At 69.3% G+C, this 23756-nt stretch carries 24 protein-coding genes; 12 read left to right on the top strand and 12 right to left on the bottom strand.

What is annotated here, in order from left to right; genetic code table 11:
- The first annotated feature begins 43 nt into the window (after positions 1–43).
- Positions 44–1276, top strand: coding sequence for a hypothetical protein (locus NLX83_RS12030; protein WP_374118729.1), 1233 nt, complete (start codon positions 44–46; stop codon positions 1274–1276).
- A gap of 238 nt (positions 1277–1514) precedes the next feature.
- On the opposite strand, the gene NLX83_RS12025 is transcribed toward NLX83_RS12030, so the two are convergent.
- The gene (locus NLX83_RS12025) at positions 1515–2612 is read right to left on the bottom strand and encodes a LacI family DNA-binding transcriptional regulator (RefSeq protein ID WP_254234909.1); all 1098 of its coding nucleotides are present in this window, start codon (positions 2610–2612) and stop codon (positions 1515–1517) included.
- Positions 2613–2803: 191 nt separating this feature from the next.
- Positions 2804–3490, bottom strand: a complete 687-nt coding sequence (locus tag NLX83_RS12020; RefSeq protein WP_254234908.1) for a UDP-N-acetylglucosamine acyltransferase — start codon at positions 3488–3490, stop codon at positions 2804–2806.
- A 132-nt stretch (positions 3491–3622) separates the two neighbouring features.
- Between NLX83_RS12020 and NLX83_RS41835 the strand changes: the two genes are divergently transcribed.
- From NLX83_RS41835 to NLX83_RS12005, 3 genes are read left to right on the top strand one after another with little or no spacing between them, the layout of a single operon-like run.
- Positions 3623–5476, top strand: coding sequence for an HAD-IIIC family phosphatase (locus tag NLX83_RS41835; RefSeq protein WP_254234907.1), 1854 nt, complete (start codon positions 3623–3625; stop codon positions 5474–5476).
- A 7-nt stretch (positions 5477–5483) separates the two neighbouring features.
- Positions 5484–5729, top strand: a complete 246-nt coding sequence (locus NLX83_RS12010; protein ID WP_254234906.1) for an acyl carrier protein — start codon at positions 5484–5486, stop codon at positions 5727–5729.
- Positions 5729–6157 carry a VOC family protein gene (locus NLX83_RS12005; RefSeq protein ID WP_254234905.1) on the top strand — a complete coding sequence of 143 codons (429 nt, stop codon included), beginning with the start codon at positions 5729–5731 and terminating at the stop codon, positions 6155–6157. Before NLX83_RS12010 ends, NLX83_RS12005 begins: the two co-directional genes overlap by 1 nt.
- A 150-nt stretch (positions 6158–6307) precedes the next feature.
- Here NLX83_RS12005 and NLX83_RS12000 read toward each other — a convergent pair whose 3' ends face one another.
- Positions 6308–7333 (bottom strand): LacI family DNA-binding transcriptional regulator, encoded by a 1026-nt coding sequence (locus NLX83_RS12000; protein ID WP_254234904.1) that lies wholly within the window; start codon positions 7331–7333, stop codon positions 6308–6310.
- A gap of 251 nt (positions 7334–7584) precedes the next feature.
- Between NLX83_RS12000 and NLX83_RS11995 the strand changes: the two genes are divergently transcribed.
- The 7 genes from NLX83_RS11995 to NLX83_RS11965 all read left to right on the top strand — a co-directional run bounded on the left by NLX83_RS11995 (position 7585) and on the right by NLX83_RS11965 (position 14688).
- Positions 7585–8847, top strand: coding sequence for an extracellular solute-binding protein (locus NLX83_RS11995; RefSeq protein WP_254234903.1), 1263 nt, complete (start codon positions 7585–7587; stop codon positions 8845–8847).
- Between the two features lie 64 nt (positions 8848–8911).
- On the top strand, positions 8912–9829 hold the full coding sequence (locus NLX83_RS11990; protein WP_254234902.1) for a carbohydrate ABC transporter permease: 918 nt from the start codon (positions 8912–8914) through the stop codon (positions 9827–9829).
- The gene (locus NLX83_RS11985) at positions 9830–10732 is read left to right on the top strand and encodes a sugar ABC transporter permease (protein ID WP_254234901.1); all 903 of its coding nucleotides are present in this window, start codon (positions 9830–9832) and stop codon (positions 10730–10732) included.
- Between the two features lie 117 nt (positions 10733–10849).
- Positions 10850–11950: an ABC transporter ATP-binding protein gene (locus tag NLX83_RS11980; protein ID WP_254234900.1), complete on the top strand. Its 1101-nt coding sequence runs from the start codon at positions 10850–10852 to the stop codon at positions 11948–11950.
- 132 nt (positions 11951–12082) lie between these two features.
- Entirely contained in the window at positions 12083–13015 is a 933-nt protein-coding gene (locus tag NLX83_RS11975; protein ID WP_254234899.1) for a metal ABC transporter solute-binding protein, Zn/Mn family, read from the top strand.
- A gap of 9 nt (positions 13016–13024) precedes the next feature.
- A complete protein-coding gene (locus NLX83_RS11970) occupies positions 13025–13822 on the top strand; it encodes a metal ABC transporter ATP-binding protein (RefSeq protein ID WP_254234898.1) in 798 nt (265 codons plus the stop codon).
- Between the two features lie 5 nt (positions 13823–13827).
- Entirely contained in the window at positions 13828–14688 is an 861-nt protein-coding gene (locus NLX83_RS11965; protein ID WP_254234897.1) for a metal ABC transporter permease, read from the top strand.
- A gap of 79 nt (positions 14689–14767) precedes the next feature.
- Here the strand turns inward: NLX83_RS11965 and NLX83_RS11960 are convergent, their stop codons facing one another.
- From NLX83_RS11960 to NLX83_RS11920, 9 genes are all read right to left on the bottom strand, one after another.
- Positions 14768–16099: an alginate O-acetyltransferase AlgX-related protein gene (locus NLX83_RS11960; RefSeq protein ID WP_254234896.1), complete on the bottom strand. Its 1332-nt coding sequence runs from the start codon at positions 16097–16099 to the stop codon at positions 14768–14770.
- 29 nt (positions 16100–16128) lie between these two features.
- The gene (locus tag NLX83_RS11955; RefSeq protein ID WP_254234895.1) at positions 16129–16560 is read right to left on the bottom strand and encodes a GNAT family N-acetyltransferase; all 432 of its coding nucleotides are present in this window, start codon (positions 16558–16560) and stop codon (positions 16129–16131) included.
- On the bottom strand, positions 16560–16982 hold the full coding sequence (locus tag NLX83_RS11950) for a BrnA antitoxin family protein (protein WP_254234894.1): 423 nt from the start codon (positions 16980–16982) through the stop codon (positions 16560–16562). The genes NLX83_RS11955 and NLX83_RS11950 overlap by 1 nt, the downstream gene beginning before the upstream one ends.
- 5 nt (positions 16983–16987) lie before the next feature.
- On the bottom strand, positions 16988–17254 hold the full coding sequence (locus tag NLX83_RS11945; protein ID WP_254234893.1) for a hypothetical protein: 267 nt from the start codon (positions 17252–17254) through the stop codon (positions 16988–16990).
- 32 nt (positions 17255–17286) lie between these two features.
- Positions 17287–18720 (bottom strand): MBOAT family O-acyltransferase, encoded by a 1434-nt coding sequence (locus NLX83_RS11940; protein ID WP_254234892.1) that lies wholly within the window; start codon positions 18718–18720, stop codon positions 17287–17289.
- Between the two features lie 90 nt (positions 18721–18810).
- Positions 18811–19767: a 23S rRNA (guanosine(2251)-2'-O)-methyltransferase RlmB gene (rlmB, locus tag NLX83_RS11935; RefSeq protein WP_254234891.1), complete on the bottom strand. Its 957-nt coding sequence runs from the start codon at positions 19765–19767 to the stop codon at positions 18811–18813.
- A complete protein-coding gene (gene cysS, locus NLX83_RS11930; RefSeq protein WP_254234890.1) occupies positions 19767–21158 on the bottom strand; it encodes a cysteine--tRNA ligase in 1392 nt (463 codons plus the stop codon). Before cysS ends, rlmB begins: the two co-directional genes overlap by 1 nt.
- Positions 21159–21191: 33 nt before the next feature.
- Positions 21192–21848: an HAD family hydrolase gene (locus tag NLX83_RS11925; RefSeq protein ID WP_254234889.1), complete on the bottom strand. Its 657-nt coding sequence runs from the start codon at positions 21846–21848 to the stop codon at positions 21192–21194.
- A gap of 9 nt (positions 21849–21857) precedes the next feature.
- Positions 21858–23180: an MFS transporter gene (locus NLX83_RS11920; protein WP_254234888.1), complete on the bottom strand. Its 1323-nt coding sequence runs from the start codon at positions 23178–23180 to the stop codon at positions 21858–21860.
- Between the two features lie 215 nt (positions 23181–23395).
- On the opposite strand from NLX83_RS11920, the gene NLX83_RS11915 reads away from it, so the two are divergent.
- The gene (locus NLX83_RS11915; RefSeq protein ID WP_254234887.1) at positions 23396–23647 is read left to right on the top strand and encodes a hypothetical protein; all 252 of its coding nucleotides are present in this window, start codon (positions 23396–23398) and stop codon (positions 23645–23647) included.
- Positions 23648–23756: the final 109 nt, after the last annotated feature.

Genomic DNA, 23756 nt, shown 5'->3' with positions numbered 1-23756 from the left:
GAACATGATCGGCGTTCGTCCGTCCACGCGCGACAATCGCGCAATGGAGAAGTGGGTGTGGTTCGGTTGCGGCGGTGCGAGCCTGTTGGCCGCGTTCGCGTTCTTCCTGGTGCACCGGCGCCGCAAGGAGACCAATCCGGCCAAGTACGCCCCGATGCTCACCACCACGATCTTCGGCGCGGCCGCCGCGATGTGCGTCGTGGTCGGCTGGCTGATCGCCACCGATCCCTACGTCAACCGCACCGAGGCGCTCAAGACCGGCGGCCTCGCGTCCGGTTCGATCGTGGCGCTGTACGCGTTGTGGCTCAACGACCGCAGGCGCCGCACCGACGAGTCCCGCCAGGTCGTCGAGGAGGACCGCCAGAAACTGGAGCACGAGCGCCAGGACCTGGAGCGGCTGCGCACCGAGCACGAGCGGGAGAAGACCGCCGACGAGCGCTTCGCCCGCGCCATCGAGCTACTGGGGCACGAGGCCGACCAGGTCCGGGTCGGCGCGCTGCACGCGCTGGCCGGTCTCGCCCGCAGTCATCCACATCGGACCCAGACCGTCGTGGACATCCTGTGCTCCTACCTGCGCAGGCCCTTCGACCACCCGCGCTACAAGGACCTGCGGGACCGGTACCGCTCCGAGACCGAGGTGCCCACCGACTACGAGCCGGACGACGACGACATCACCAGCGAGCCCGGCGTGGACCGCGAACGCCAGGTCCGGATGGCCGCGCAACGGTTGATCGGCGACGCGCTGCACAACGAGCCCGGCTGCGCGCTGGACCTCACCGGCGCGGTGCTGGACCACCTGGCGCTGCCCAACGTCGAGCTCGGCACCCTGGTGTTGCGCAACGCCCAGATCTACGGCGACACCACCTTCGACGGCTGCCAGTTCACCGGCGACGTCGACCTCGGCCGCAGCCACGTGTGGGGCGCGATCAGCTTCAGCGGCACCAAGTTCCACGGCGAACTGCGCGCCGTCGAGGCGGAGTTCTGGGACACTCCGGTGTTCTTCGGCATCTCGGCGGCGAAGTACGTCGACATGCAGCGGTCCAACTTCCACCACGGCGTGCTCTTCGACGAGTCCACCATCGCCACCCTCGTCCTCGCCGACGCGACCATCGGTGACGAGCTGATCGGCCTGCAGGACGTGGAGCTGACCAACCGGGACAACCGCGTGCAGCTGCCGTGGGGGTGGAACGCGGTCGTCGACCACAACGGCAAGGTCACCCGCGTCGACCCGCCCACCGACGAGAACCCCGACGACTCCCTCATCCCCTTCGGCTAGCCCCCACGTTTCCCCGTTTCGTACTCATAGCGGGAAAGGGAGCGCTCCCAAATCCCGCTATGAGTACGAAACGGGAGATCTCTAGCCACCCCGGCTCAGATGGGGGAGCACGGGTCGAAGAAGCACAGCTCAGAGCATAGCCACCCCACCACCACGCTTACGTGCTGAATGAGTCATTGAGGTGGTTGAACGCACCGAATGACTCGTTCAGCATGATCGTTTCGGCCGAGGTGGGGGGTCAGGGGCCGTACCACTGGTCCGAGGACTTGGGGGCGGCGGCGGTGGTGCCGATGACCAGCTCGGTGTCCAGGGTGACGGTGCGCGGACGGCCGTGGTCGGCGTTGTCCATCAGCAGCCGTCCGGCGGCGCGGCCCTTCTCCAGCACGGGCTGGCGCACCGTGGTGAGCCCGGCCCGCTCCGCCTCGGTGATGCCGTCGAAGCCGGTGACGGTCAGGTCCTGCGGCACCCGCAGCCCGCGGCGCCTGGCCTCGTTGAGCGCGCCGAGCCCGAGGATGTCGGAGGTGCAGATGATCGCGGTCAGGTCGGGGTCGCGGTCGAGCAGCTGCCCGGCGGCGGTGGCCCCGCAGGAGATGGAGTGGTCGAACCGCTCCACGACCGGGACGTCGGCCCACTGGACGCCGACCTCGCCGAAGGTGTCCGCCAGCGCGGCGAGCCGGGCCCGCTGCACGTGGAAGTGGGCCTCCCGCTGCCGCTGCACCGACACGAAGCCGTCGTTGCGGTCGCGGGCCAGCCGCATGCAGACCACGCCGATGCGGCGGTGGCCCAGTTCGATGAGGTGCCTGGCGACCGCGGCGATGGCCTCGCGGTCGTCGATGCCGACCCGGTCGACGGAGTCGACGTCGGGCTGGTCGCACACCACGGTCGGCACGGGCCGTTCCAGGACCGCGGCCAGGTGCGGGTCGTCGTCGGGCACCGAGTAGACGACGAAGCCGTCGACGCCCGCGCGGTGCACGGCCGCGACGTCCTCGCGCTCGGGGTTGGCCGGGACGAGCAGCAGGCCCTGCCCGGCCTCCTCGCACGCCAGCGAGAGTCCTTCGAGGAACCCGACCGCGGCCGGGTCTCGGAACGCGTAGGAGAGGTTCTCGGTCAGCAGCAGCCCGACCGCGCCCGCCTTGCGGGTGCGCAGGGAGCGTGCGACCGGGTCCGGACCCGGGTAGCCCAGGCGCCGCGCGGTCTCCAGCACTCGGCGGCGCAGCTCAGGCGAGAGCTGGTCGGGTCGGTTGTACGCGTTGGACACAGTCGTCCGAGAGACCCCGAGTTCCGCTGCCAGAGACGCCAAAGTCGCGGGGCGCCGCGTGTTCATCGACCGCGCCATGACGTGACCGTAACGGTTCAGAACCACCGAGAGAAGTCCGGGTGACCAACCTGTGTTCAACTCAACAAATGCGCAGGTCAATCATCTGAACTGAACTGACTTTGGTCCAGACCAATTTGCGCATCCGTTCACTTCCCGGGATAAGCCTGCCCGATTGGGTGAGGAGAGCGCTCTCAACTCCGCAAGAACGGCTACCGCGCCGACCACTCCTTGAGCAGACCGGCGAGCGCGTCCGGCACACCCGCGGGCAGCTCCGCCGCGCCGCCGAGCACGTAGTCGGACACCGCGGCCACGGTCTCCTCGTCGCAGCCGAGCCGGGACAGGCCGATCGTGTTCACGCCGACCGCCTTGGCCGGGTTACCGACGACGGTGGTGAACGGCTTGACGACCTTGCGGACGGCGGCGGACATGCCGATCATCGCGCCGGGGCCGATGTCGATCTGCTGGTGCACCGCGGCCGACATGCCGATGTTGGCGTAGGACCACACGTGGTTGTGCCCGGCCACCCGCGCGGACGGCGCGAGGGTGACGTTGTCGTCCACCCGCACGTCGTGCCCGATGTGGCTGTACACCAGGAAGAAGCAGTCGTCGCCGACCCGCGTGGCGCGGTGCGTGCCGCTGTGGATGGAGATGTGCTCGCGGAAGCGGTTGCGGTCGCCGATGACGACACCGTGCTCGCTCTGCTCGCCCTCCCAGCCGACCACGTGGTGGGTGCCGCGGTTCTCCGGCGGGGTCCCGATGACCGCCCCGGGGCCGATCCAGTTCCCGTTGCCGATCCGCGTCGGCCCGAGGAGGACCGCGTGCGGGCCGATGACGTTGTCCTCGCCGAGCTCGACGCCGTCGCCGATGATCGCCGTGGGGTGAATGCGGTTCGCCATGCCCGCATCCTGTCAGGCCCGTCACAGGACGCCGTGACCAGTCCGGATCGGGGCCCGAGGCGCCCTCACCCGTTTCGGTAGACTCGCCCGGACCTGCGACCCCGAGCACCCGAAGCGAGGCCGAAGACCGTGGTGGACGCGACCGACGGGTTCCTCACCAACCTCACGGCCGCGGCGAAGGCGGGGAGCCCCCTGGGCCGGGCCGACCTGACCGCGCTCGCCCAGTGCGACGACCCCGCGGCCTTCCGCAAGCTCGGCCGGACGCTGAAGTCCGCCAACGCCGAGGCCGCCGGGCTGGCCGCGCCGAAGGTCGGCGTGCTCGCCACCTACACGGTCGGCCCGCTGGAGCCGATCCTGCGCGCGAGCCTGGCCGCGGGCGGGATGCTGCCGACCTTCACCATCGGTGACTACGCGGCCTTCGACCTGACGCTGTCGCGGTCGGACGACCCGCTCTTCGACGCGGGCCAGGACGTGCTGTTCTGCACCACGGACGCCTCGTACTTCCTGCCGAAGGACTGGAGCGGCAGCGACGTCGACGCGCTGACCGCCTTCATCACCGAGCGCGTGCAGTCCTTCCGCGGCCTGCTGGCCGACGTGGTGACCCGCGGCAAGACCACCGTGCTGACGCACACCGTCCCGCTGCCCGCCGTGGTGCGCGACGGCCTGGTCAGCTGGAGCGGGCGGGCGAAGGTCAGCCGCTGCTGGGCCCAGCTCAACGCGGCCATCCTGGAGCTGGCCGAGGAGCACTCGGCCATCGCCGTCGCCGACTTCGTCAGCTCGCTCGCCGACGAGGCCGTTGCCGCGCAGGACGACCGGCTGCTGCGCTTCGCCGACCTGCCCTACACCGACGCCGCGCTGATGGTGCTGGCCCGGGAGGCGCGCCGGTTCCTCCAGGCGAAGACCGGGCTCTCCCGCAAGGTGCTCGCACTGGACCTGGACAACACCCAGTGGGGCGGGGTCCTCGGCGAGGTCGGCGCGGCCGGGGTCGAACTGGGCGGGCTGTACCCGGGCAACTCCTACACCGAGTTCCAGCGCAGCGTGCTGCGGCTCCGGGACCAGGGCGTGATCCTGGCGCTGGCCAGCAAGAACGACGCCGAGCACGTCGAGTCGGCGCTGACCGAGCACCCCGAGGTGCTGCTGCGGCCGGAGATGTTCTCCGCCAGCGCGGTCAACTGGTCGCCGAAGTCCGGCAACCTCAAGGCGATGGCGGCGCAGCTGAGCCTGTCGCCGAACGCCTTCGTGTTCATGGACGACTCGCGGTTCGAGCGCGGCGAGGTCACCGCAGCCCTGCCCGAGGTCACGGTGATCGCCGCTGACGGCGACCCCGCCTACCTGGTGCGGAACCTGTTGCGCGGCGGGTGGTTCGACACCCTGGAGCTGACCGACACCGACCGCAAGCGGCCCGGCCTGTACAAGGCGCGGGCGGAGCGCGGGAACTTCGCCGAGGGCTTCGGTTCGGCCGAGGACTACCTCAAGGCGCTCGACGTCGTGGTGACCATCGCCGAGGCCACCCCGTTCGACGTGGCCCGGATCGCGCAGCTCGCCGCGCGCACCAACCAGTTCAACCTCACCGGCCTGCGCTTCGACCAGGCCGAGACCACCACGATGTCCGACAGCGACGAGCACATCGTGCTGTCCTGCTCGGTGGCCGACCGCTTCGGTGACGAGGGCATGGTCGGCGCCGCGTGGGTGCGCAAGGACGCCGACGCGTGGGAGGTGCTCAACCTGGTGATGAGCTGCCGCGTGCTCGGTCGCGGGGTGGAGCAGGCCATGGTCGGCTGGCTCCTCCGGCGGGCGAAGGAGACCGGAGTGGCCACGCTGCGCGGCACCTTCACGCCGTCGGCGCGCAACACCGTCTCGTCGAAGCTGTGGTCGCAGCTCGGCTTCGAGCACATCGGGGACAGGGAAAGCACCCAGGTCCACGAGCTGGCCGTGGACGGCGCCGCCGACCTCGTGCCCGATTCGATCCAACTCAAGGAGAAGTGACGCAGTCATGGCGGACACGCAGTCGGTGACCGACGGGGTTCTGGACATCCTGGAGGACGTGCTGGAGATCCCGCGCGCCGACCTCGAGGCGCGCCCGACCCTGCGCGACCACGAGAACTGGGACAGCATGGGCGCGCTGGAGATCCTCTCCCAGGTGGAGAGCCGCTTCGGCGTGCAGCTGGACCTGCGCGAGTTCAACGCGGCCAAGACCGTCGACGAGCTGGCCGCCGCGGTGAGCGCGGGGATCAAGTAGTGATCCTCGGCATCGACCACGTCGGCGTCGCGGTCAAGGACCCCGAGGCCGCGGGCAAACTCCTCACCGCGCTCGGCATGTCCCAGGGCGAGACCGGCACCGCCGACGAGTACGGCGTCGCGTGCGAGTTCTGGGGCCTGTCAGGCAAGCCAGAAGAGGTCGCCGTAGAGCTGGTCTCCCCGACCCGCGAGGACTCCTCGATCCAGTCGCAGCTCGCGAAAAAGGGCCCTGGCGCCTACCACGTGGCTCTGGAAGTCGACGACATCGCAGCCGAGATGACCCGCCTGCGCTCCCAGGGCTTCGTCCAACTGGACGCCGAACCCTGCGCCGGAGCCCGCGAAGGCATGCAGGTCGCCTTCTTCTACCTGGGCCGCGCCGCAGGCTTCCTCATCGAATTGGTCCAATACGAAACCCCCCGCCGCCGCTAGGTGGTTGGCCGGTCTTCAAGTACAACGCACCCCACCCCCAGCAGTCGCAAACCGCCCCTAACCCCCATGGAAGCTCCGGGGGTTAGGGGCGGTTTTCGGTGCTGTGCAAGGGGGTTCGCTGTACTTGAAGACGGGGGAACCCGCGCTGGGTCAGGACGGCGGGGCGGTGGACTCGCGCACGACGAGGCGCGGGCGGAAGACCCGGCTGTAGCTGCCCCCGGAGCGACGCGCGCCCGGAGTGAGGCGTTGGACCAGCTCGTCAACGGCGGCGCGGGCCATCTCCGCGATCGGCTGGGCGAGCGTGGTCAGCGCCGGAGTGCAGTACGCCGCAAGGGGAATGTCGTCGAAGCCGACGATCGACATCTGCGCGGGCACCGAAAGACCGCGCCGGTGGGCCTCCCGCATCGCACCGAGCGCCATGTGGTCCGACGAGCAGATCACAGCCGTTGGGGCACAAGAGGAGTCGAGCAGCGTCGCCATCGCGGCGGCGCCGCCCTCAGCACCGTAGGGGGCGTGTGCGACGAGATCGGGATCGGCGTGCAGGCCCGCTTCTTCAAGCGCCGCAGCCCATCCCGCGCGCTTGAGCCGCGTCGGCAGTGACCGCGCGGGTCCGCAGACGAAGCCGATCCGCTTGTGCCCCAACTCCACCAGGTGGCGCGTCGCGAGGTACCCGGCGACCTGCTCGTCCACGGTCACGTCCGGCACGTCCAGGCCGGGGGCGCCGCCGTTGACGAAGACCATGTGCACGCCGTCGGCCAGCAGCCGGGCGTAGTAGGTCTCTCCGTTCGCTTCGACGTTCGTGATTTCCGGGGACACGAAAACCATGCCCTCAACGCCCCGCGCGAGCAGCATCCGGACGTACTCCTCCTCGCGCAGCGCCCAGCCCTCGGAGCGGGTGTTGCACAGCAGCGACGAGTACCCGGCCAGCGAGGCGCGCGTCTCCAGCGCCTCCGCGTAGGCCGGGAAGATCGGGTTCGACAGCTCCGGCACCAGCAGGCCGATCACCCCGGTGCGCTGCAGCGCGCCCAGGCCGCGCGGGCTGTAAGGCAGTTCCCCCAGCACTTCCAGCACTCGGCGCCGGGTCGCCTCGTTGACCCCCGCGCGCCGGTTCAGCACGCGGCTCACCGTCGAGATGCTCACGCCGGCGGACTTGGCGATCTCGGCAAGACCTGCCACGCGATCCTCCGTTTCCCCAACCGTCCCGCCTCTGTCGGGCCCTAGCCTGCCGAGGTCAGCAAGTTTTTGCAATGGCCTGAAGAATGTTGCAGCAACTTCGGCCTTGTTACTGCTTGGTTACTCGACAACTCTTGACCAGACATGCCCCGGGGGTATGAAATCCGCGTCATCCTCAACGCAAAAGCTTGCAGAAGCTGACCCGCCTGCCGCCGACGACGACGCGCAGGTACACGGAGGGAACGACAGCAACGATGCGACGCACACCCCTCGCGAAGAACCTCATCCGGGCCGCCGCGCTGACGGCGGCCGGAGCGCTCGCCCTCACCGGCTGCGGTGGCGGCTCCGGCGGCGGCAACGCCAACAAGATCGTCTTCTGGGACACCAGCGGTCCCAACGAGCACTCGTCCTTCAAGAAGCTCGCCGAGGGCTGCGCCACCAAGGGCGGTTACCAGGTGCAGGCCGAGCAGGTCGCCTTCGACCAGGCGCGCAGCAACTACAAGACCAACGCCCAGGGCGGGCAGGGCCCGGACGTGTTCCGCGCCGAGGTCGCCTGGGTCTCCGAGTTCGCCAAGAACGGCCTGATCCAGGACCTGTCCGCGACCGACCTCGCCAAGGACAGCGCCGACTACCTGGACGTGGCCGCGGGCTCCACCAAGTACGACGGCAAGACCTACGGCGTCCCGCAGGTCACCGACACCCTCGGCCTGCTCTACAACAAGAAGATGCTCGCCGACGCGGGCATCCAGCCGCCGAAGACGTGGGACGAGGTCAAGGCCGCGGGCGCGAAGCTCGGCGAGAAGGCCTTCTTCGTCAACAACGACGGCTACTACGCGCTGCCGTTCATCTTCGGCGACGGCGGTGACCTCGTGGACACCGCGGCCAAGAAGATCACCGTGAACGCTCCCGCCGCGGTCAAGGGCGTGGAGACCGCGAAGGCGTTGCTGGACGCGAAGGCCGCGCAGACCGCGCAGGACCCGAGCAACTCCTACAACAACATGAAGGCCGCGTTCTCCTCCGGCCAGGTCGCGATGATCATCGACGGTCCGTGGGCCGTGGTGGACCTCCTCAAGAGCGACGCCTTCAAGGACGCCGCGAACCTCGGCATCGCCCCGGTCCCTGGCGCGACCGCGGGCAAGGGCTCGGCGCCGGTCGGCGGGCACAACTACGTGATCCGCCAGGGCACCAAGGCCAAGGACAACGCGATCAAGTTCATCCAGTGCATGAACAGCGTCGAGTCCCAGGCCACCGTCGCCAAGGAGCTGGGCCTGCTGCCCACCCGCAAGGCCGTCTACGACAACGCCGAGGTCAAGTCGCGGGCCGTGGTCACCGGTTTCTCCGAGGCCATCAAGTCGGCGCACGCCCGCGCCTGGATCCCCGAGGGCGGCCAGCTCTTCGACCCGCTGAAGATCGGCTACGCCGACGTCCTCTCCGGCAAGAAGACCGCCAAGGTCGCGCTGGACGAGGTCGCCAAGACCTACAAGGACCAGGTCGTCAAGGAGTACTCGCAGGGCTGACCGACCAGGGCGCCCCTCACCACGAGGGGCGCCTTCTCGGTCTCGGACACGGGAGTCAGGGACAGTGCGAGGGTTCTTCAGTCGGCACTGGTACGCGTACGCGATGGTGCTACCGGCCGTGATCGTCACCGGCGTGCTGGTGGTCCTGCCGTTGTTGCAGGGCGCCTACTACAGCTTCACCAACATCAACGAGTCGAACATCGCCAACCCGGTGCTCGACCGCCCGGCGAGCTACGAGTTCACCGGCCTGGACAACTACGCCAACGTCCTCAGCGGCGACGCGTCCTACGGCAGTTTCTGGGACATCCTGCTGCGCACCCTGATCTGGACCTTCGCCTGCGTGGGTCTGCACTTCGTCATCGGGCTCGCGCTGGCGCTGCTGCTCAACCGCCCGATGCGGGGCCGCGGGGTCTACCGGGTGCTGCTGATCCTCCCGTGGGCGGTGCCCGCGTTCATCAGCGCGTTCGCCTGGAAGTACATGTTCAACGCGCAGTACGGGATCATCAACCAGGTCCTGCGCGCGCTCGGCCTTCCGGACCCGGTCTGGCTCGGCCAGTCCGACCTGGCGCTGATCGCGGTCATCCTGGTCAACGTCTGGCTCGGCGTGCCGTTCATGATGATGACCCTGCTCGGCGGCCTCCAGTCGATCTCGGGCTCGCTCTACGAGGCCGCGGAGATCGACGGCGCCACCCCGTGGCAGAAGTTCCGCAACGTGACCATGCCGGGGCTGCGCTCGGTGTCCAGCACGGTGATCCTGCTCGGCACCATCTGGACGTTCAACATGTTCGCGGTGGTCTACCTGATCACCGGTATCAACCCGAACACCCGACTGCTGATCACCTACGCGTTCGAGCGGTTCTTCAACGGCGCGTCCAGGGACTACGCCATCGCCTCGACCTACGGCGTGCTGATCCTGTCGGTGCTGCTGGTGTTCGCTTCCGTCTACCGCCGGGCGCTGCGCCGGCAGGGTGAGGTGTGGTAGTTGAGCCTCGACGCCGCTTCGATCAAGGCGACTGAGAACGCCGCGATCGCCAAGCCCACCGGCCACGTCAAGCGCTCCAGGCTGGCCAGCTTCGGCCTGCACGGCGCGCTCACCGTCGCGTCGCTGATCGCGGTCTTCCCGGTGTTCTGGGTCTTCATCACCTCGCTGAAGCCCGACGCCAAGGCCGCGGAGACCACGCCGACGCTGTTCAACGAGTCCAGCTTCGACAACTACGCGAACGTACTGGCGGGCGAGAAGGGCGCGTTCCTGTCCTGGTTCGCCAACTCCGCCGTGATCGCGATCCTGACGACGGTCATCTCGGTGTTCCTCTCGGCGACCGCGGCCTACGCGGTGAGCCGGTTCCGCTTCCCCGGCTACCGGGGAATGATGCTGTCGTTCCTGCTGATCCAGATGTTCCCGTTCGCGGTGCTGATCGTGCCGCTCTACAACATCCTGCTCATGCTGGGACTCCAGGGCACGAGCTTCGGACTGGTGCTCGTGTACTGCACGACCGCGGTGCCGTTCTGCGCCTACATGCTCAAGGGCTACTTCGACACCATTCCCCGGGATATCGACGAGGCGGGCCGCATCGACGGGCTCTCCCCGTTCTCGGTCTTCTGGCGGTTGGTGCTGCCGCTGTCCAAGCCGGGTGTCGCGGTGACCGCGTTCTACGCCTTCCTCACCGCGTGGGGCGAGGTCGCGTTCGCGTCGGCGTTCCTTTCGGCCTCGGATGAATCGAAGACGCTGGCCGTGGGCCTGCAGGTGTTCGTCCAGCAGAACCGGACCGAATGGGGTCACCTGGCAGCGGCCTCGATCCTGGTGGCGATTCCGGCGGTAATCGTCTTCTACCTGGTCCAGAAGTTTCTCGTTGCCGGGCTTGCCTCGGGAGCGGTGAAGGGGTAGGCACGCCTTTATTGGTCTGAACCTTTATCGTTCAGTGTCACCCGAGGGGCTGACGGAATCGTGCTGAACAGCTACCTTGACGTTTCTCGCCGCACAGTGAAGTGAAGGGACCCACACATGGCCGAGGTCGCCTACGTCAACGCGTCCCGGGTGTACCCGGGCAGCCCGCCCGTGCGGGCGGTCGACGAGCTGAAGCTGGACGTCGCTGACGGCGAGTTCCTGGTTCTGGTCGGGCCGTCCGGCTCTGGCAAGTCCACCGCGCTGCGCATGCTGGCCGGGCTGGAGGACGTTGACGAGGGTGCCATCGAGATCGGCGGGAAGGACGTCACCAACGTCCCGCCCAAGGGCCGCGATATCGCGATGGTGTTCCAGTCCTACGCGCTGTACCCCCACATGACTGTCGGCGAGAACATGGGCTTCGCGCTGAAGCTGCGCGGGGTGTCCAAGCCGGACATCAAGGCGAAGGTCGCCGAGGCGGCCAAGATGCTCGACCTGGAGAAGTACCTCGACCGCAAGCCGAAGGCCCTCTCCGGTGGCCAGCGGCAGCGCGTCGCGATGGGCCGCGCCATCGTGCGCGAGCCCAGCGTGTTCCTCATGGACGAGCCGCTGTCCAACCTCGACGCCAAGCTGCGCGTGGAGACCCGCGCCAACATCGCCGCGCTCCAGCGGCGGCTCGGCACCACCACGATCTACGTGACCCACGACCAGGTCGAGGCCATGACCATGGGCCACCGCGTCGCGGTGCTCAAGGACGGCCTGCTCCAGCAGTGCGACACCCCGCGCGCGCTGTACGAGACCCCGGCCAACGCGTTCGTGGCCGCGTTCATCGGTTCGCCCGGCATGAACCTCAAGACCGTGCCGCTGACCGCCGCGGGCGCGCAGCTGGACGGGCTGGAGGTCCCGCTGCCGAGGACCACGCTGGACAAGGTCGGCGCGGACGGCCTCAAGGAGGTCACCTTCGGTGTCCGCCCGGAGTCGCTCGGCCTGGTCGGCGCGGGCGAGGACGGCATGGAGCTGACCGTCGAGCTGGTCGAGGAGCTGGGCGCGGACGCCTACGTCTACGGCTCGGTGCGCATCGCCGACCAGCCGGAGCGGTTCATCGTCCGGGTCGACGGCCGCACCCCGCCCGCGCTGGGCCAGACCGTCCGGGTCGGCCTGCGCGACCACAGCGAGATCCACCTGTTCAACCCGGAGACCGGCGCTCGCATCGAGGGCTGACCTCCAGCGTCTATCGCATCACAATTCCGGCCCTCGTCCGCCTCAGCTGGACGGGGGCCGGTCCTGTGCTCGTAAGGTGAACTCGACAACGGTTTCCATTACCTGATCGAGTGTCGCCGAGGAGTGCCGCCCATGACCGTCCGTAGCCCCCGGTTGTTCGCCGGGCTGACCGCCGCCGCGCTCCTGCTCACCGGGTGCGGCGGAGCGACCCAGTCCCCGCAGCCGACCGCGTCCGGCAAGCTCAAGGTCGTCGCCTCCACCGACGTCTGGGGCGATGTGGCCGCGACCGTTGGCGGCGACGAGGTCGAGGTCAAGGCGCTCATCTCCGGCGGCGGCGTCGACCCGCACTCCTACCAGGTCACCCCGGCCGACAGCGCCGCGGTGAAGGACGCCGGGCTGGTGCTGTTCAACGGCGGCGGCTACGACGACGCCATCGGCAAGCTGGTCCAACCCGGCGCCGTGGTCATCGAGGCCGTCAAGCTGGGCGAGCCCGCCGCCGAGCCCAAGGACGACCACGGGCACTCGCACGGCCCCGGCGAGCACAACGAGCACGTCTGGTACGATTTCGACGCGGTGTCCAAGGTCGCCGACGAGCTGGCCAACCGCCTCGGTGGCCTGAAGCCCGCCGCGAAGGCGAAGTTCACCCAGAACGCCACGAAGTTCAAGGACGAGATCGGCGCGCTCGACAAGCGCGTGCACGCCTTCGGCGAGGCCAACAAGGACGCCAAGGTCATCGCGACCGAGCCGGTCGCGGCCAACCTGATCACCCACGCCGGGCTCAGGGACGTGACCCCGGAGCAGTTCAGCAAGGCCGTCGACGAGGGCAACGACCCGCCCGCCGCCGCCGTCGCGGAACTGGAGAAGCTGATCACCGGGAAGCAGGCGGTCGTGCTGATCTACAACCCGCAGACCGAGTCCGGGGTGACCAAGCAGGTCAGGGCGAAGGCCGTCGCGGCGGGCCTGCCGGTGGTGGAGTTGACTGAGACCCTGCCGGAGGGCAAGAACTACCAGCAGTGGATGAGCGCCCAGGTCGACGCGCTCGCCAAGGCCCTGCCGAAGAAGTAGGAGAGCGCGTTGGGTGTCGTGAGGTTGCGGGACGCGCGGCTGGCGTACGGGCCGCGCGTGTTGTGGGACGGGCTCGACCTCGACGTCGCGCCCGGGGAGTTCCTCGCCGTGCTCGGCCCCAACGGCTCCGGCAAGACCAGTCTGCTGCGGGTGCTGCTCGGCCTCCAGCCGCTGTCCTCGGGCACCGTGGAGATCCACGGCGAGCCCGCGCGGCGCGGCAGCACCCGCGTCGGCTACATCCCGCAGCAACGCTCCGTGGACGCCACGCTCAGCGTGCGCGGGCGCGATCTGGTGACCCTCGGCCTCGAAGGCCACCGGTGGGGCTTCGGCTCCCGCCGGGCGAGCCGGGCCAGGGTGGACGAGATCCTGGCCGAGGTCGGCGCGCAGGACTACGCGCACATGCCCATCGGCCTGCTCTCCGGCGGTGAGCAGCAACGGCTGCGGGTGGCCCAGGCCCTCGTCGCCGGGCCCGAGGTGCTGCTCTGCGACGAGCCGCTGCTCTCCCTCGACCTGGCCCAGCAGCGCGTGGTCAGCGGCCTGATCGCCGAGCAGGCCAAGCTGCGCGGGGCGGGCGTGCTGTTCGTGACGCACGAGATCAACCCGATCCTGCCGTTCGTGGACCGGGTGCTCTACCTGGTCGACGGGCGGTTCCGGATCGGCACCCCCGACGAGGTGATGACCTCGGAGACGCTCAGCGAGCTCTACCGCACGCCCATCGAGGTGCTGCGGGTGCGCGACCGCATCGTGGTGGTCGGCGCGGAGCAGGACGGCGCCACCGTCCACCACCACGTCGAGGCGAAGGGCTGATCGGCGTGGAGGACTTCTTCGGCAAGCTCTTCGACTTCAACGCCACCTTCGAGCTGCTGGGCTACGACTTCGTCCGCAACGCACTGCTCGCCGCCGCGGTGCTGGGCCTGGTCTCCGGTGCGCTCGCGCCCATGGTGGTGGCCAGGCGGATGTCCTTCGCGGTGCACGGCACGGCCGAGCTGGCGTTCACCGGCGCGGCCGCCGCCCTGCTCATCGGCACCAGTGTCGGCGGCGGGGCGCTCGCGGGTTCCGTGGTCGCCGCGCTGCTCCTGGGCCTGCTCGGCCAGCGCGACGGCGAACGCGACTCCGTCATCGGCGCTGTGCTGTCGTTCGGCCTCGGCCTCGGCGTGCTGCTGCTGGCGTTGTACCCCGGGCGCACGTCGAACAAGTTCAGCCTGCTGATCGGGCAGATCGTCGGCGTGGACTCGGCCGATCTCGCACTGCTGACCGTCGCCGCGCTCGCGGTCCTGGTGGTTTTCGCGGTGATCTACCGGCCGCTGCTGTTCGCGAGCGTGGACGCCGAGGTCGCCGTCGCCCGCGGTGTCCCGGTGCGCGTGCTGACCCCGCTCTTCGCGGTTCTGGTCGGCGTCGCGACCGCGCTCGGCGTGCAAACTGTCGGCGCGCTCCTGGTGCTGGCCCTGATGGTCACCCCCGGCGCCGCCGCGGCCCGCCTGACCGCGAACCCCACGACGGCGATCGCACTCTCCGTGCTCTTCGCCGAGGTCTCCGCGCTGGGCGGCATCATCCTCTCCCTGGCCCCCGGCGTCCCGGTGAGCGCGTTCATCACCACCATCTCGTTCCTGATCTACCTCGTCTGCCGCGCAGTCGGCACCGCCCGCCTCCGCACCCTCTCCACAAACCCCTGACCCAGCCCCGTTTTCCCGTTTCGTACTCATAGCGGCCTATGGGAGCGCTCTTTTTCCCGCTATGAGTACGAAACGGGCTTTAGCGGCGGGGTGGGAGGAGTTGCTCGAAGCGGTCGAGGAACGGGGGCGTGATCAGGGTGCCGCCGCCTGCGGCGAGGTTGCGCTCGACCATCTGCACGACCACGACGTCCTGCCCGGCGATCGTGGCCGCCGCTGCCTCCGGGCTCTTGGCGAAGTCCAGGTAGTTCTGCAGCGTCAGGTTGGCGAAGGTGGCGCTGAGGTAGGGCGCCGCGGACCGGCTGAACGAGTCCATCAGCAGCGCGACCCGGGGCGAGACCATCCCGGGTCCCTGCGCGGTCCGCAGCACCAGCGGTTCGGTGAACTGGGTGCCGACCGACCGGGTCCGATCGGCCATGCCGTCCGGCCGCAGCCGGTACTGCACACCGGACATCTCGCCCTTGCGGCCCATCAGCGCGGAGAGGTCACCGCCGGGTGCCTTCCACGCGCGGTCGGCCTCGGTGACCCAGGTGCGGGTAGTTCCAGGCTGCACGATCTCGGCCAGGCGGCGGGTCATCACCAGCGCGCCCTCGTCGGTCCAGTGCGTGTCCTGCCGGTGGTAGACCTCGTGCTTCACCTCGGCGGCGGCCGCGGCCAGCTGCGGGCGCAGGTCGACCGCCCCGGCCTCGGGCACGATCCGGTTCCAGAAGTCGATGTTCGGCTGCCGCGAGCAGTCCTTGCCCGGGTAGCTCCCCGGCAGCCGCTCCGGTACCGCGGTGGTCTTGTCGGGGGCGACCACGAGCACGAACCGCCGCCCTGACCGCTCCACGATCGCCCGCAGGCGGTTCACCTGGGCGATCGTCCGGTCCAGCGGCTGGGAGGGCTGGCACTTGCTCTGCGCGTCGCCGCCGAAGAACAGCCAGCCGTCGCGGCCCTGCACCACCTTGACGAATCCCGAGCTGTCCGGCGGCAGGACCTGTTCGGGACCGGTGGGCTCGGTGGGGGCGGGTGGCGCGATCGGGTTGGCGGGCACCGGTCCGCCGCCGTTGTTCCCGCCGTCCAGCGGAACCGGCTCACCGAAGAACGTCTCGCTGATCCAGTCCGTGGCGTGCACGGCGTCCTGCCGGAACACCAGGTGGTCGGTCGCCCACTGCGGCAGCTTCGTGAAGAACCCGAAGCCGTTGCCCAGCGAGGGGAACGCGACCAGTTCCCGGTTCTCGAAGGCGACCGGCCGCGCGCCGAACGTCCACGCGAGGATCGGGGTGGCGAAGAAGACGACGGCGGAGAGCAGCGCGACCAGCTGCCGCTTGCCGTGCCGGGGCCGGTGCAGCGAGTGCTCCCTGGGCAGCCAGGCCTCGTGCACCTGGGGCAGCGTGAAGCCCTCGGCCGCCTTGCCCCCGTCCCGCACCGTCACGCGCCTCACCGTACTTCCTGGAGTGCTGCTCACAGATAGAACCGGTAACCGCGGGCCGCATGACGAAAGCCACACGACTCGTAGAACGCGTGCGCCTCCTCCGAGTCGACGGAGAGCAGCTGGAGCTTGTAGCAGCCCCGCTGCCGCGCGAGTTCCACGGCCGCACTGATCAGCGCCCTGCCGACACCGTGCCGCCGGTGCGCTTCCCCCACGACCATGTTCTCCAGGTTGAGGATCGGCCGCCCGCCCCGGGTGAGGTTGGCGAACGGCGCGCAGTCCAGGGTGCCCGCGATGGCACCGTCCCGCTCCGCCACGAGCACGATCCGGCCCTGTGCGGCCATCTCCGCCCAGATCACCATGCTGTCCACAATGGACAGATCGGGGTCCTCCGGGTTGAACTCCTTGTACAGCACCAAAAGCGCCGACAGGTCCGCTGCGGTCGCGACGCGAACGGTGACCATCAGCCCGCGATCCGCCGGACGATGCGCACGGTTGCGCCGCGAGCCCTGCGCAGGGTCGCGCCGTCGACCCGCACCCGCAACCGCGGCCACACGATGTCCATCGGCGCCGAGATCGCGTTCTCGATGCGCGCCAACCGTTCCCGTATCTCCAAGAGCTCGTCGGCGCGCTCGTCCGACCCGCCCGCCGCGTTCTCCAGTACCTCGCGAAGGAACGCCGTGTACCGGACGCCGCGCCTGCCCGCGATGTCCTTCAACGCGTCGACGGTCTTGGCGGACAGCCGCAGCGAGGTCATCACCATCGGCCGCGGGTCGACCCACTCGCCCCCCGCCATCTCCTCGGTGGTGTCGTGCTCGTCGTAGTGCGCGGCCAGCCGCTCCAGGTGACCGGCCGATCGTGGCAGGGACTCGTTCTTCTTCGTCATCACGCTCACCTCGCCTTCCGCCGGAAGGTCTTCTTCTCGGACGCGGTCATCTCCCGCGCTGTCACGACGAACGCCTCGCCCCGGTCCCCGACGGCGACGACCAACAGGTACCGCCCGAGGCAGGTCCGGCCGTAGATCAAGGTCGAATCCTCCCTTCCCGAGGTCATCCAGTGGGGTCGTTCCAGGACGACCTCACGCACTTCGTCAAGGGTCACGCCGTGGCGAGCGATGTGGTCGATGGACCACTGGCTCTCCTTGACTGACCAGAACATACCGCAATTGTATGACAAACGAAATACGGAGGCTAAAACTGGTAGTAGAGGAACGGCGAGAAGGTGCCGGTGGCCACGAGGATGGCGGAGTAGGCGAGCCCCGCGGTCATCACGCCGATCCGCAGCGACGAGGCCAGCCGCCCGCGCACGGACTCCAGGTACGGCCCGGTCACCGGCCCGGCGGGCAGGAAGAACACCGACAGCGCCACGAGCAGGATCAGGGTCCGCTGGTTGGTCAGCGCGGACTCGACGAGGTCGGTGACCCCGGCGAAGTCGGGCACCAGCATGTGCCCGATCAGGGCGAAGGCCGACCCCAGGTCCGCGGACTTGAAGAACACCCAGCCGAACACCACGAGCAGCAGCGTCAGCGCGCGCCGCGCCACCCTGGGCCAGCCGGGGCGCGGGGCGGAGTCCCACCGCCGCGACCGCTCGATCACCAGCAGCAGCCCGTGGAACAGGCCCCACACCAGGAACGTCCAGTTGGGACCGTGCCAGAAACCGGTGAGCACGAACACGATGGTCAGGTTGCGGTAGGTCTTGGCGACGCCGTGCCGGTTGCCGCCGAGCGGGATGTAGACGTAGTCCCGGAACCAGCGCGAGAGCGACATGTGCCAGCGCCGCCAGAACTCCGTGACGGTCACCGAGGAGTACGGCCGCGCGAAGTTCTCCGGCAGCCGGAACCCGAGCATCCGCCCGAGCCCGATGGCCATGTCGGAGTAGCCGGAGAAGTCGAAGTACAGCTGGAGCGTGTAGCCGATCGCGCCGAGCCACGCGATGGCGAAGGTCATCTGCCCCGGCGGGGTCTTGAAGCACGCGTCGACCAGGGGCGCCAGCGAGTCGGCGACCACGACCTTCTTGGTCAGCCCCAGTGCGAACCGGGGGAAGCCCGACGCGATGTCGTCGATGCGGTGCGTGCGGACCTGGGGCAGCTGGTCGGCGATCTCCCGGTAGCGCACGATCGGCCCCGCGACGAGCTGCGGGAACATCGCGATGTAGGTGACGAAGGCGACCGGGTTGCGCAGCGCGGGCCGCTCGCCGCGGTAGATGTCCACCACGTAGGAGATGTGGTGGAAGGTGTAGAAGGAGATCCCGATCGGCAGCACGAGCTGCACCACCGGCAGGTCGAGCCCGATCAGCCCGGCGAGCGCGGCGGCCTGCTGCGTCGCGAAGCCCGCGTACTTCCACACGACCAGCACGGCGACGTCGAAGCTGATCACGCCCATCAGCAGGCCGCGCCGCCGCCGCGGGTTCAGGTCCCACTCATCGGGTTCGAGCAAGGGCCCCACGACGTAGTTGACGACGATGCACGCGAGCAGCAGCAGGGTGGTCCCGCCCGCCCCGCTCGCGTAGAACACCAGGCTCGCCACGGCGACGACGCCGTTGCGCCAGCGGCCGGGGAACAACAGGATCGCGCCGAGCACGATCGGCATGAAGTACCACAGGAACAACGGGCTCGCGAAAGACACTCAGCCCTCCCCCGTGGTTCGTACCCAATGCGGCATTCGTCGCGCTGAACGTAACGAATGCCACATTGGGTACGCGAAACGACCCGTTGGTCAGGCGCGACCGGCCGCGCGGCGACGGCGGGCGATCTCCGCGAGGACGACGCCCGTCGCCACCGAGGCGTTCAGCGACTCCACGCCCGCCGCCATCGGGATGCCGACGGTCTGGTCGCAGTACTCCTTGGCCAGCCGCGACATGCCGCGGCCCTCCGAACCGACCACGAGCACCATCGGCGAGGTCGCCACGTCGAGCTCGTCGACGCTGACGGTGGCGTCCGCGTCGAGGCCGACGATCATCAGCCCTTCCTTGGCCCAGTCCTTGAGCGTGCGGTTGAGGTTGACCGCCACCGCGACCGGCAGCTTCGCCGCGGTGCCCGCGCTGGTCCGCCAGGCCACGGCCGTCATGCCCGCGCTGCGGCGCTGCGGCACCACGACGCCGTGCGCGCCGAAGGCCGCGGCGGAACGGATGACCGCGCCGAGGTTGCGCGGGTCGGTCACCCCGTCCAGCGCGACGATCAGCGGCGGGTCACCCGAGTCCACCGCGAGCGACAGCAGGTCGTCGGGGTGGGTGTAGGAGAACGGCGGCACCTGGAGCGCGAGGCCCTGGTGCATGGCGTTGTTGGTCAGCCGGTCGATCTCGCTCTTGGAGACCTCCAGCACCGAGATGCCCCGGTCCGCGGCGATCCGGACGGCCTCGGCGACCCGCTCGTCGGTCTCGATGCCCAGCGCCACGTAGAGCGCCGTGGACGGCACCCCGGCGCGCAGGCACTCCACGACCGGGTTGCGGCCCGCGACGTGCTCGGGGCCGGACTCCCGCTTCTTGCGCGCGGCCTGGGTCTTCGCCGCCGTGGCGGCGCGCTTGGCCGCGGGGTGGTTGGGCCGGTTCGCCGCGGACGGCGTCGGTCCCCTGCCTTCGAGTCCCTTGCGCCGCTGGCCGCCGGAGCCGACGACCGCCCCCTTCTTGGAACCGGGTTTGCGCATGGCGCCCTTGCGCCGGGAGTTGCCTGCCATCAGCAGTCCTTCAATGTCCACTTCGGACCGTCGGGGGTGTCCTCGACGGCGACGCCGACGGCGATCAGGCGGTCCCGAATCGCGTCCGCTGCTGCGAAATCCTTGTTCTTGCGGGCGTTCTTGCGCTGTTCCAGCATTTCCTCGACCAGCGCGCCGAGCACCTTCTGGGCTCCGGTGTCCACAGTGGACTTACCGCTCCACGAGCAGTCGAGCGGGTCCAGCCCGAGCACGCCCATCATCGCGCGCACCGAACCCGCGGCGGCCAGCACCACGTCCCGGTCCCCCGAGTCCAGCGCCGCGTTGCCCTCGCGCACGGCGGTGTGCACGGCGGCGACCGCGGCCGGGGTCGCCAGGTCCTCGTTCATCGCGTTGACGAAGTCCTCGGCCAGCGCGTCGGGCTCCGGCGTGCCGACGCGTTCCACCACACGACGCAGGAACGACTCGACCCGCCGGTAGCCGAGGACGGCGTCGTTGAGCGCGTCCTCGGAGTACTCGATGTTCGAGCGGTAGTGCGGGGTCACCAGGTAGTAGCGCAGCTCGACCGCGCGCACGCGCTCCAGCATGGCTGGGATGGACACCGTGTTGCCGAGCGACTTGGACATCTTCTCGCCGCTCATGGTGACCCAGGCGTTGTGCATCCAGTACCTGGCGAAGCCGTCACCGGCCGCCCGGGACTGCGCCTGCTCGTTCTCGTGGTGCGGGAAGACCAGGTCCAGCCCGCCGCCGTGGATGTCGAACTCGGGCCCGAGGTAGGCACCCACCATCGCCGAGCACTCCAGGTGCCAGCCGGGACGGCCGGGCCCCCACGGCGTCGGCCACGAGGGCTCGCCGGGCTTGGCGCTCTTCCACAGCGTGAAGTCGCGCGGGTCCCGCTTGCCCCCCATCACCGTCTCGCCCTGCTGGACCTCGTCGGGCCGCTGGCCGGACAGGGCCCCGTACTCGGGGTAGGACGCCACGGAGAAGTAGACGTCACCGCCCGCCGCGTAGGCGTGGCCGGAGTCGATCAACCGCTGCATCAGCTCGACCATCTGCGTGACGTGGCCGGTCGCCCGTGGCTCGACGGAGGCGGGCAGGCAGCCGAGCGCGTCGTAGGCAGAGATGAACTCGCGCTCGTGCGTAGCGGCCCACTCCCACCACGGACGGCCCGCTTCGGCCGCTTTGGTGAGGATCTTGTCGTCGATGTCGGTGACGTTGCGCACGAGCGTGACGTCGTTGCCCTGGTGCGCCAGCCACCGTCGAAGTACGTCGAAGTTCAGACCGCTGCGCACGTGCCCGATGTGCGGAACCCCCTGGACGGTGGCCCCACACAGGTAGATCGACACGGCTCCGCTTCGCAGCGGGGAGAACTCCCGCACGCTCCTGGTTCCGGTGTCATATAGGCGCAGACTCACCCGTCGATGGTACGGCGCTGCCCGATCGGGCCTTTACCGCATCACTCCGCGCGCTTTCAAGGCCCCGAGGAGCGCGTCCGGGCGCTGGTCGGTCGGCAGCGGCTCGACGATCTCCACGGCACTGCCGAGCGCGGCCGCGCCCCCGTCCGCCTCTTCGCTGTCGCCCACCATGAGCACGTGCTCCGGCGGCACGCCGAGCCGTTCGCAGCCGATGCGGAACAGCTCGGGGTCGGGCTTGAGCAGGCCCTCCTTGTAGGACATCACCACGTCGTCGACGAGGTCGAGCAGGCCGTAGTGCTGGAACACGGTCCTGATGTCCCAGCCGATGTTGCTGAGCACCACTACGGGCACCTGGGCCGCGCGCAGCATGCGCAGCACCTCGCCGGTGTCCGGGAACGGCTTCCACGACGCGGGTTCCAGCAGCCGGTCGTAGACCGTGTCCGCCTTCGCGTGGTTGCCGACACCGGCGCGCACCAGCATCTCCACGTGCACGCGCCGGTGCGTCAACTCGTCGAGGTCCCGCCGTTCGAAGCCCTCTGGCACATCGGAGTCCGCGGTCACCGGGGCCGTCATCCTGCGCATCAGCTCGGACGCGGCCGCGTCGTCCATGATCCCGTCGAGCCAGCCGCTGGCGACCTCCAACCGGAACAGCGTGCCGGAGAAGTCGAACAGCACCCCGCGAATCGTCACGGCACCAAGCTAGTCGCGTTCGCGCTCGACCATCCGCAAGCTCGTGTTCTTGGTCTCCGGCAGGACGATCGCGCAGATGGCGCTCAGCACGGCGATGGCCGCCAGGTACCACCCGACCGCCGCGATGCCGTAGCTCGCGGCCAGCTCGGTCCCGATCAGCGGCGCGAACCCACCTCCGACGACGCCGCCGATGGTGTAGGCGAAGGAGGCCGCCGTGTACCGGTAGCGCACCTCGAACAGCTCCGGCAGGAACGACCCGATCGGTCCGTAGCACAGCCCCATGGCGCCGAGCATCAACGCCAGCGCGACGCCCATGAGGCCCGGTGAGCCCGTGGCGACGAACAGGGGCAGCGCCAGCCCGACCGCGGCGGCGAACACGCAGCCGAAGATCAACACGGCCCGGCGGCCGTACCTGTCCGAGGCCCACCCGGAGATCGCGGTGCCGATGATCATCGCCCAGATCGTCACGATCTGCTGCGTCAGCATGGTGTCGCGCGGGATCTCCATCGTGACGGTGCCGTAGGAGAGCATGAACGTGGTCGCGAGGTAGAAGAGCACGTAGCTGATCACCATCGTGCCCGCGCCGAGCAGCAGCCGCCCCGGGGCGGCGGTGAACATGTCCATGACCGGCATCGAGCTGCGCTCGCGCTTGCGCAGCACCTCGGCGAACGCGGGCGTCTCGACCAGCCTGATCCGGACCATCAGCCCGAGCATCACCAGCACCGCCGAGCCCAGGAACGGCACCCGCCAGCCCCAGCTGGTGAACGTCGCCTCGTCCATCGTCGCCGACAGCAGCAGGAACGACCCGGCCGCGCCGAAGTAGCCGACGCCGGGCCCGAACTGCGGGAAGACGCCGTACCACCCGCGCTTGCCGTCGGGGGCGTTCTCCGCGGCGAGCAGGACCGCTCCGCCCCACTCCCCGCCGAGGCCGATGCCCTGCACGAAGCGCAGCACCACCAGCAGGATCGGGGCGGTGACACCGATCGTCTCGTAGCCGGGCAGCAGGCCGATCCCGACGGTGGCGAAGCCCATGGTCAGCAGGGAGGCCACGAGCATCGACTTGCGCCCGACTCGGTCGCCGAAGTGGCCGAACAGCAGTGAGCCGACGGGCCGGGCGATGAAGGCGACCGCGAACGTCGAGAACGCCGCGAGCTGGCCCGCCAGCGGCGACAGGTTCGGGAAGAAGGCCCCGTTGAGCACCAGGGCGGCGGCCGTCCCGTAGATGTAGAAGTCGTAGAACTCGATGGACGTGCCCATGAAGCTCGCCATCGCGATCGTGCCGATGCGCGGCTGCGCCGGCGTCGCGCCACGGATCGACCTTGTGTCCGTCATCGCGCTCTCCTCGTCCCCGGACCACGCAAGGTGCCTGAAAGTACACCGCCTGTAGCGGGACCGGAACGGAAGTCCCAGCTTGCGACCGGTTGACGGAAATTTAAGGAAAAGATTCTTTATGCAGGGCTTTAGTCCCAGACGCACAAAGAGGACCTTCTACATCAACCACCGCGAGACGCACGACACATGCTCGAGGATCGCAAAGGAGGCCAGCGATGTTGCTTCTGGTTTCACTGCTCCTCGGCCTCGTGCCGCTTTCGCTGCTCACGTGGGAAGCGGTCCACTCGTCCGAAAAACTGCATTTTGCACGTGCTCGCCGGCAGGCCCGCCGGGCGACCCGTGAGATCCGTGCCCGCCGGACCCCCTCGGCGTTCGAGCACTGCGATCGAGTGGTCGCTCGCGGTTGTGAGCTGGCGATTCGGCCGATGACCGTACTGGCGCGCACCGCGCCCTCCGAATTTGGCTGACGCCGGGTGGTGGCTTGGGACCCGTCCGGCGTCAGCCCCTTCACTTTTCCACAGAATGCGGCCGATTAGGCATTCTGGAGTAGTCCGGCGGACAACGGAACTACTCCGG

It is taken from the genome of Allokutzneria sp. A3M-2-11 16 (assembly GCF_024213555.1).
GTDB lineage: Bacteria > Actinomycetota > Actinomycetes > Mycobacteriales > Pseudonocardiaceae > Allokutzneria.
The sequence above is the reverse complement of the archived record's forward strand: the minus strand, read 5'-3'. Positions and strand labels throughout refer to the sequence as shown.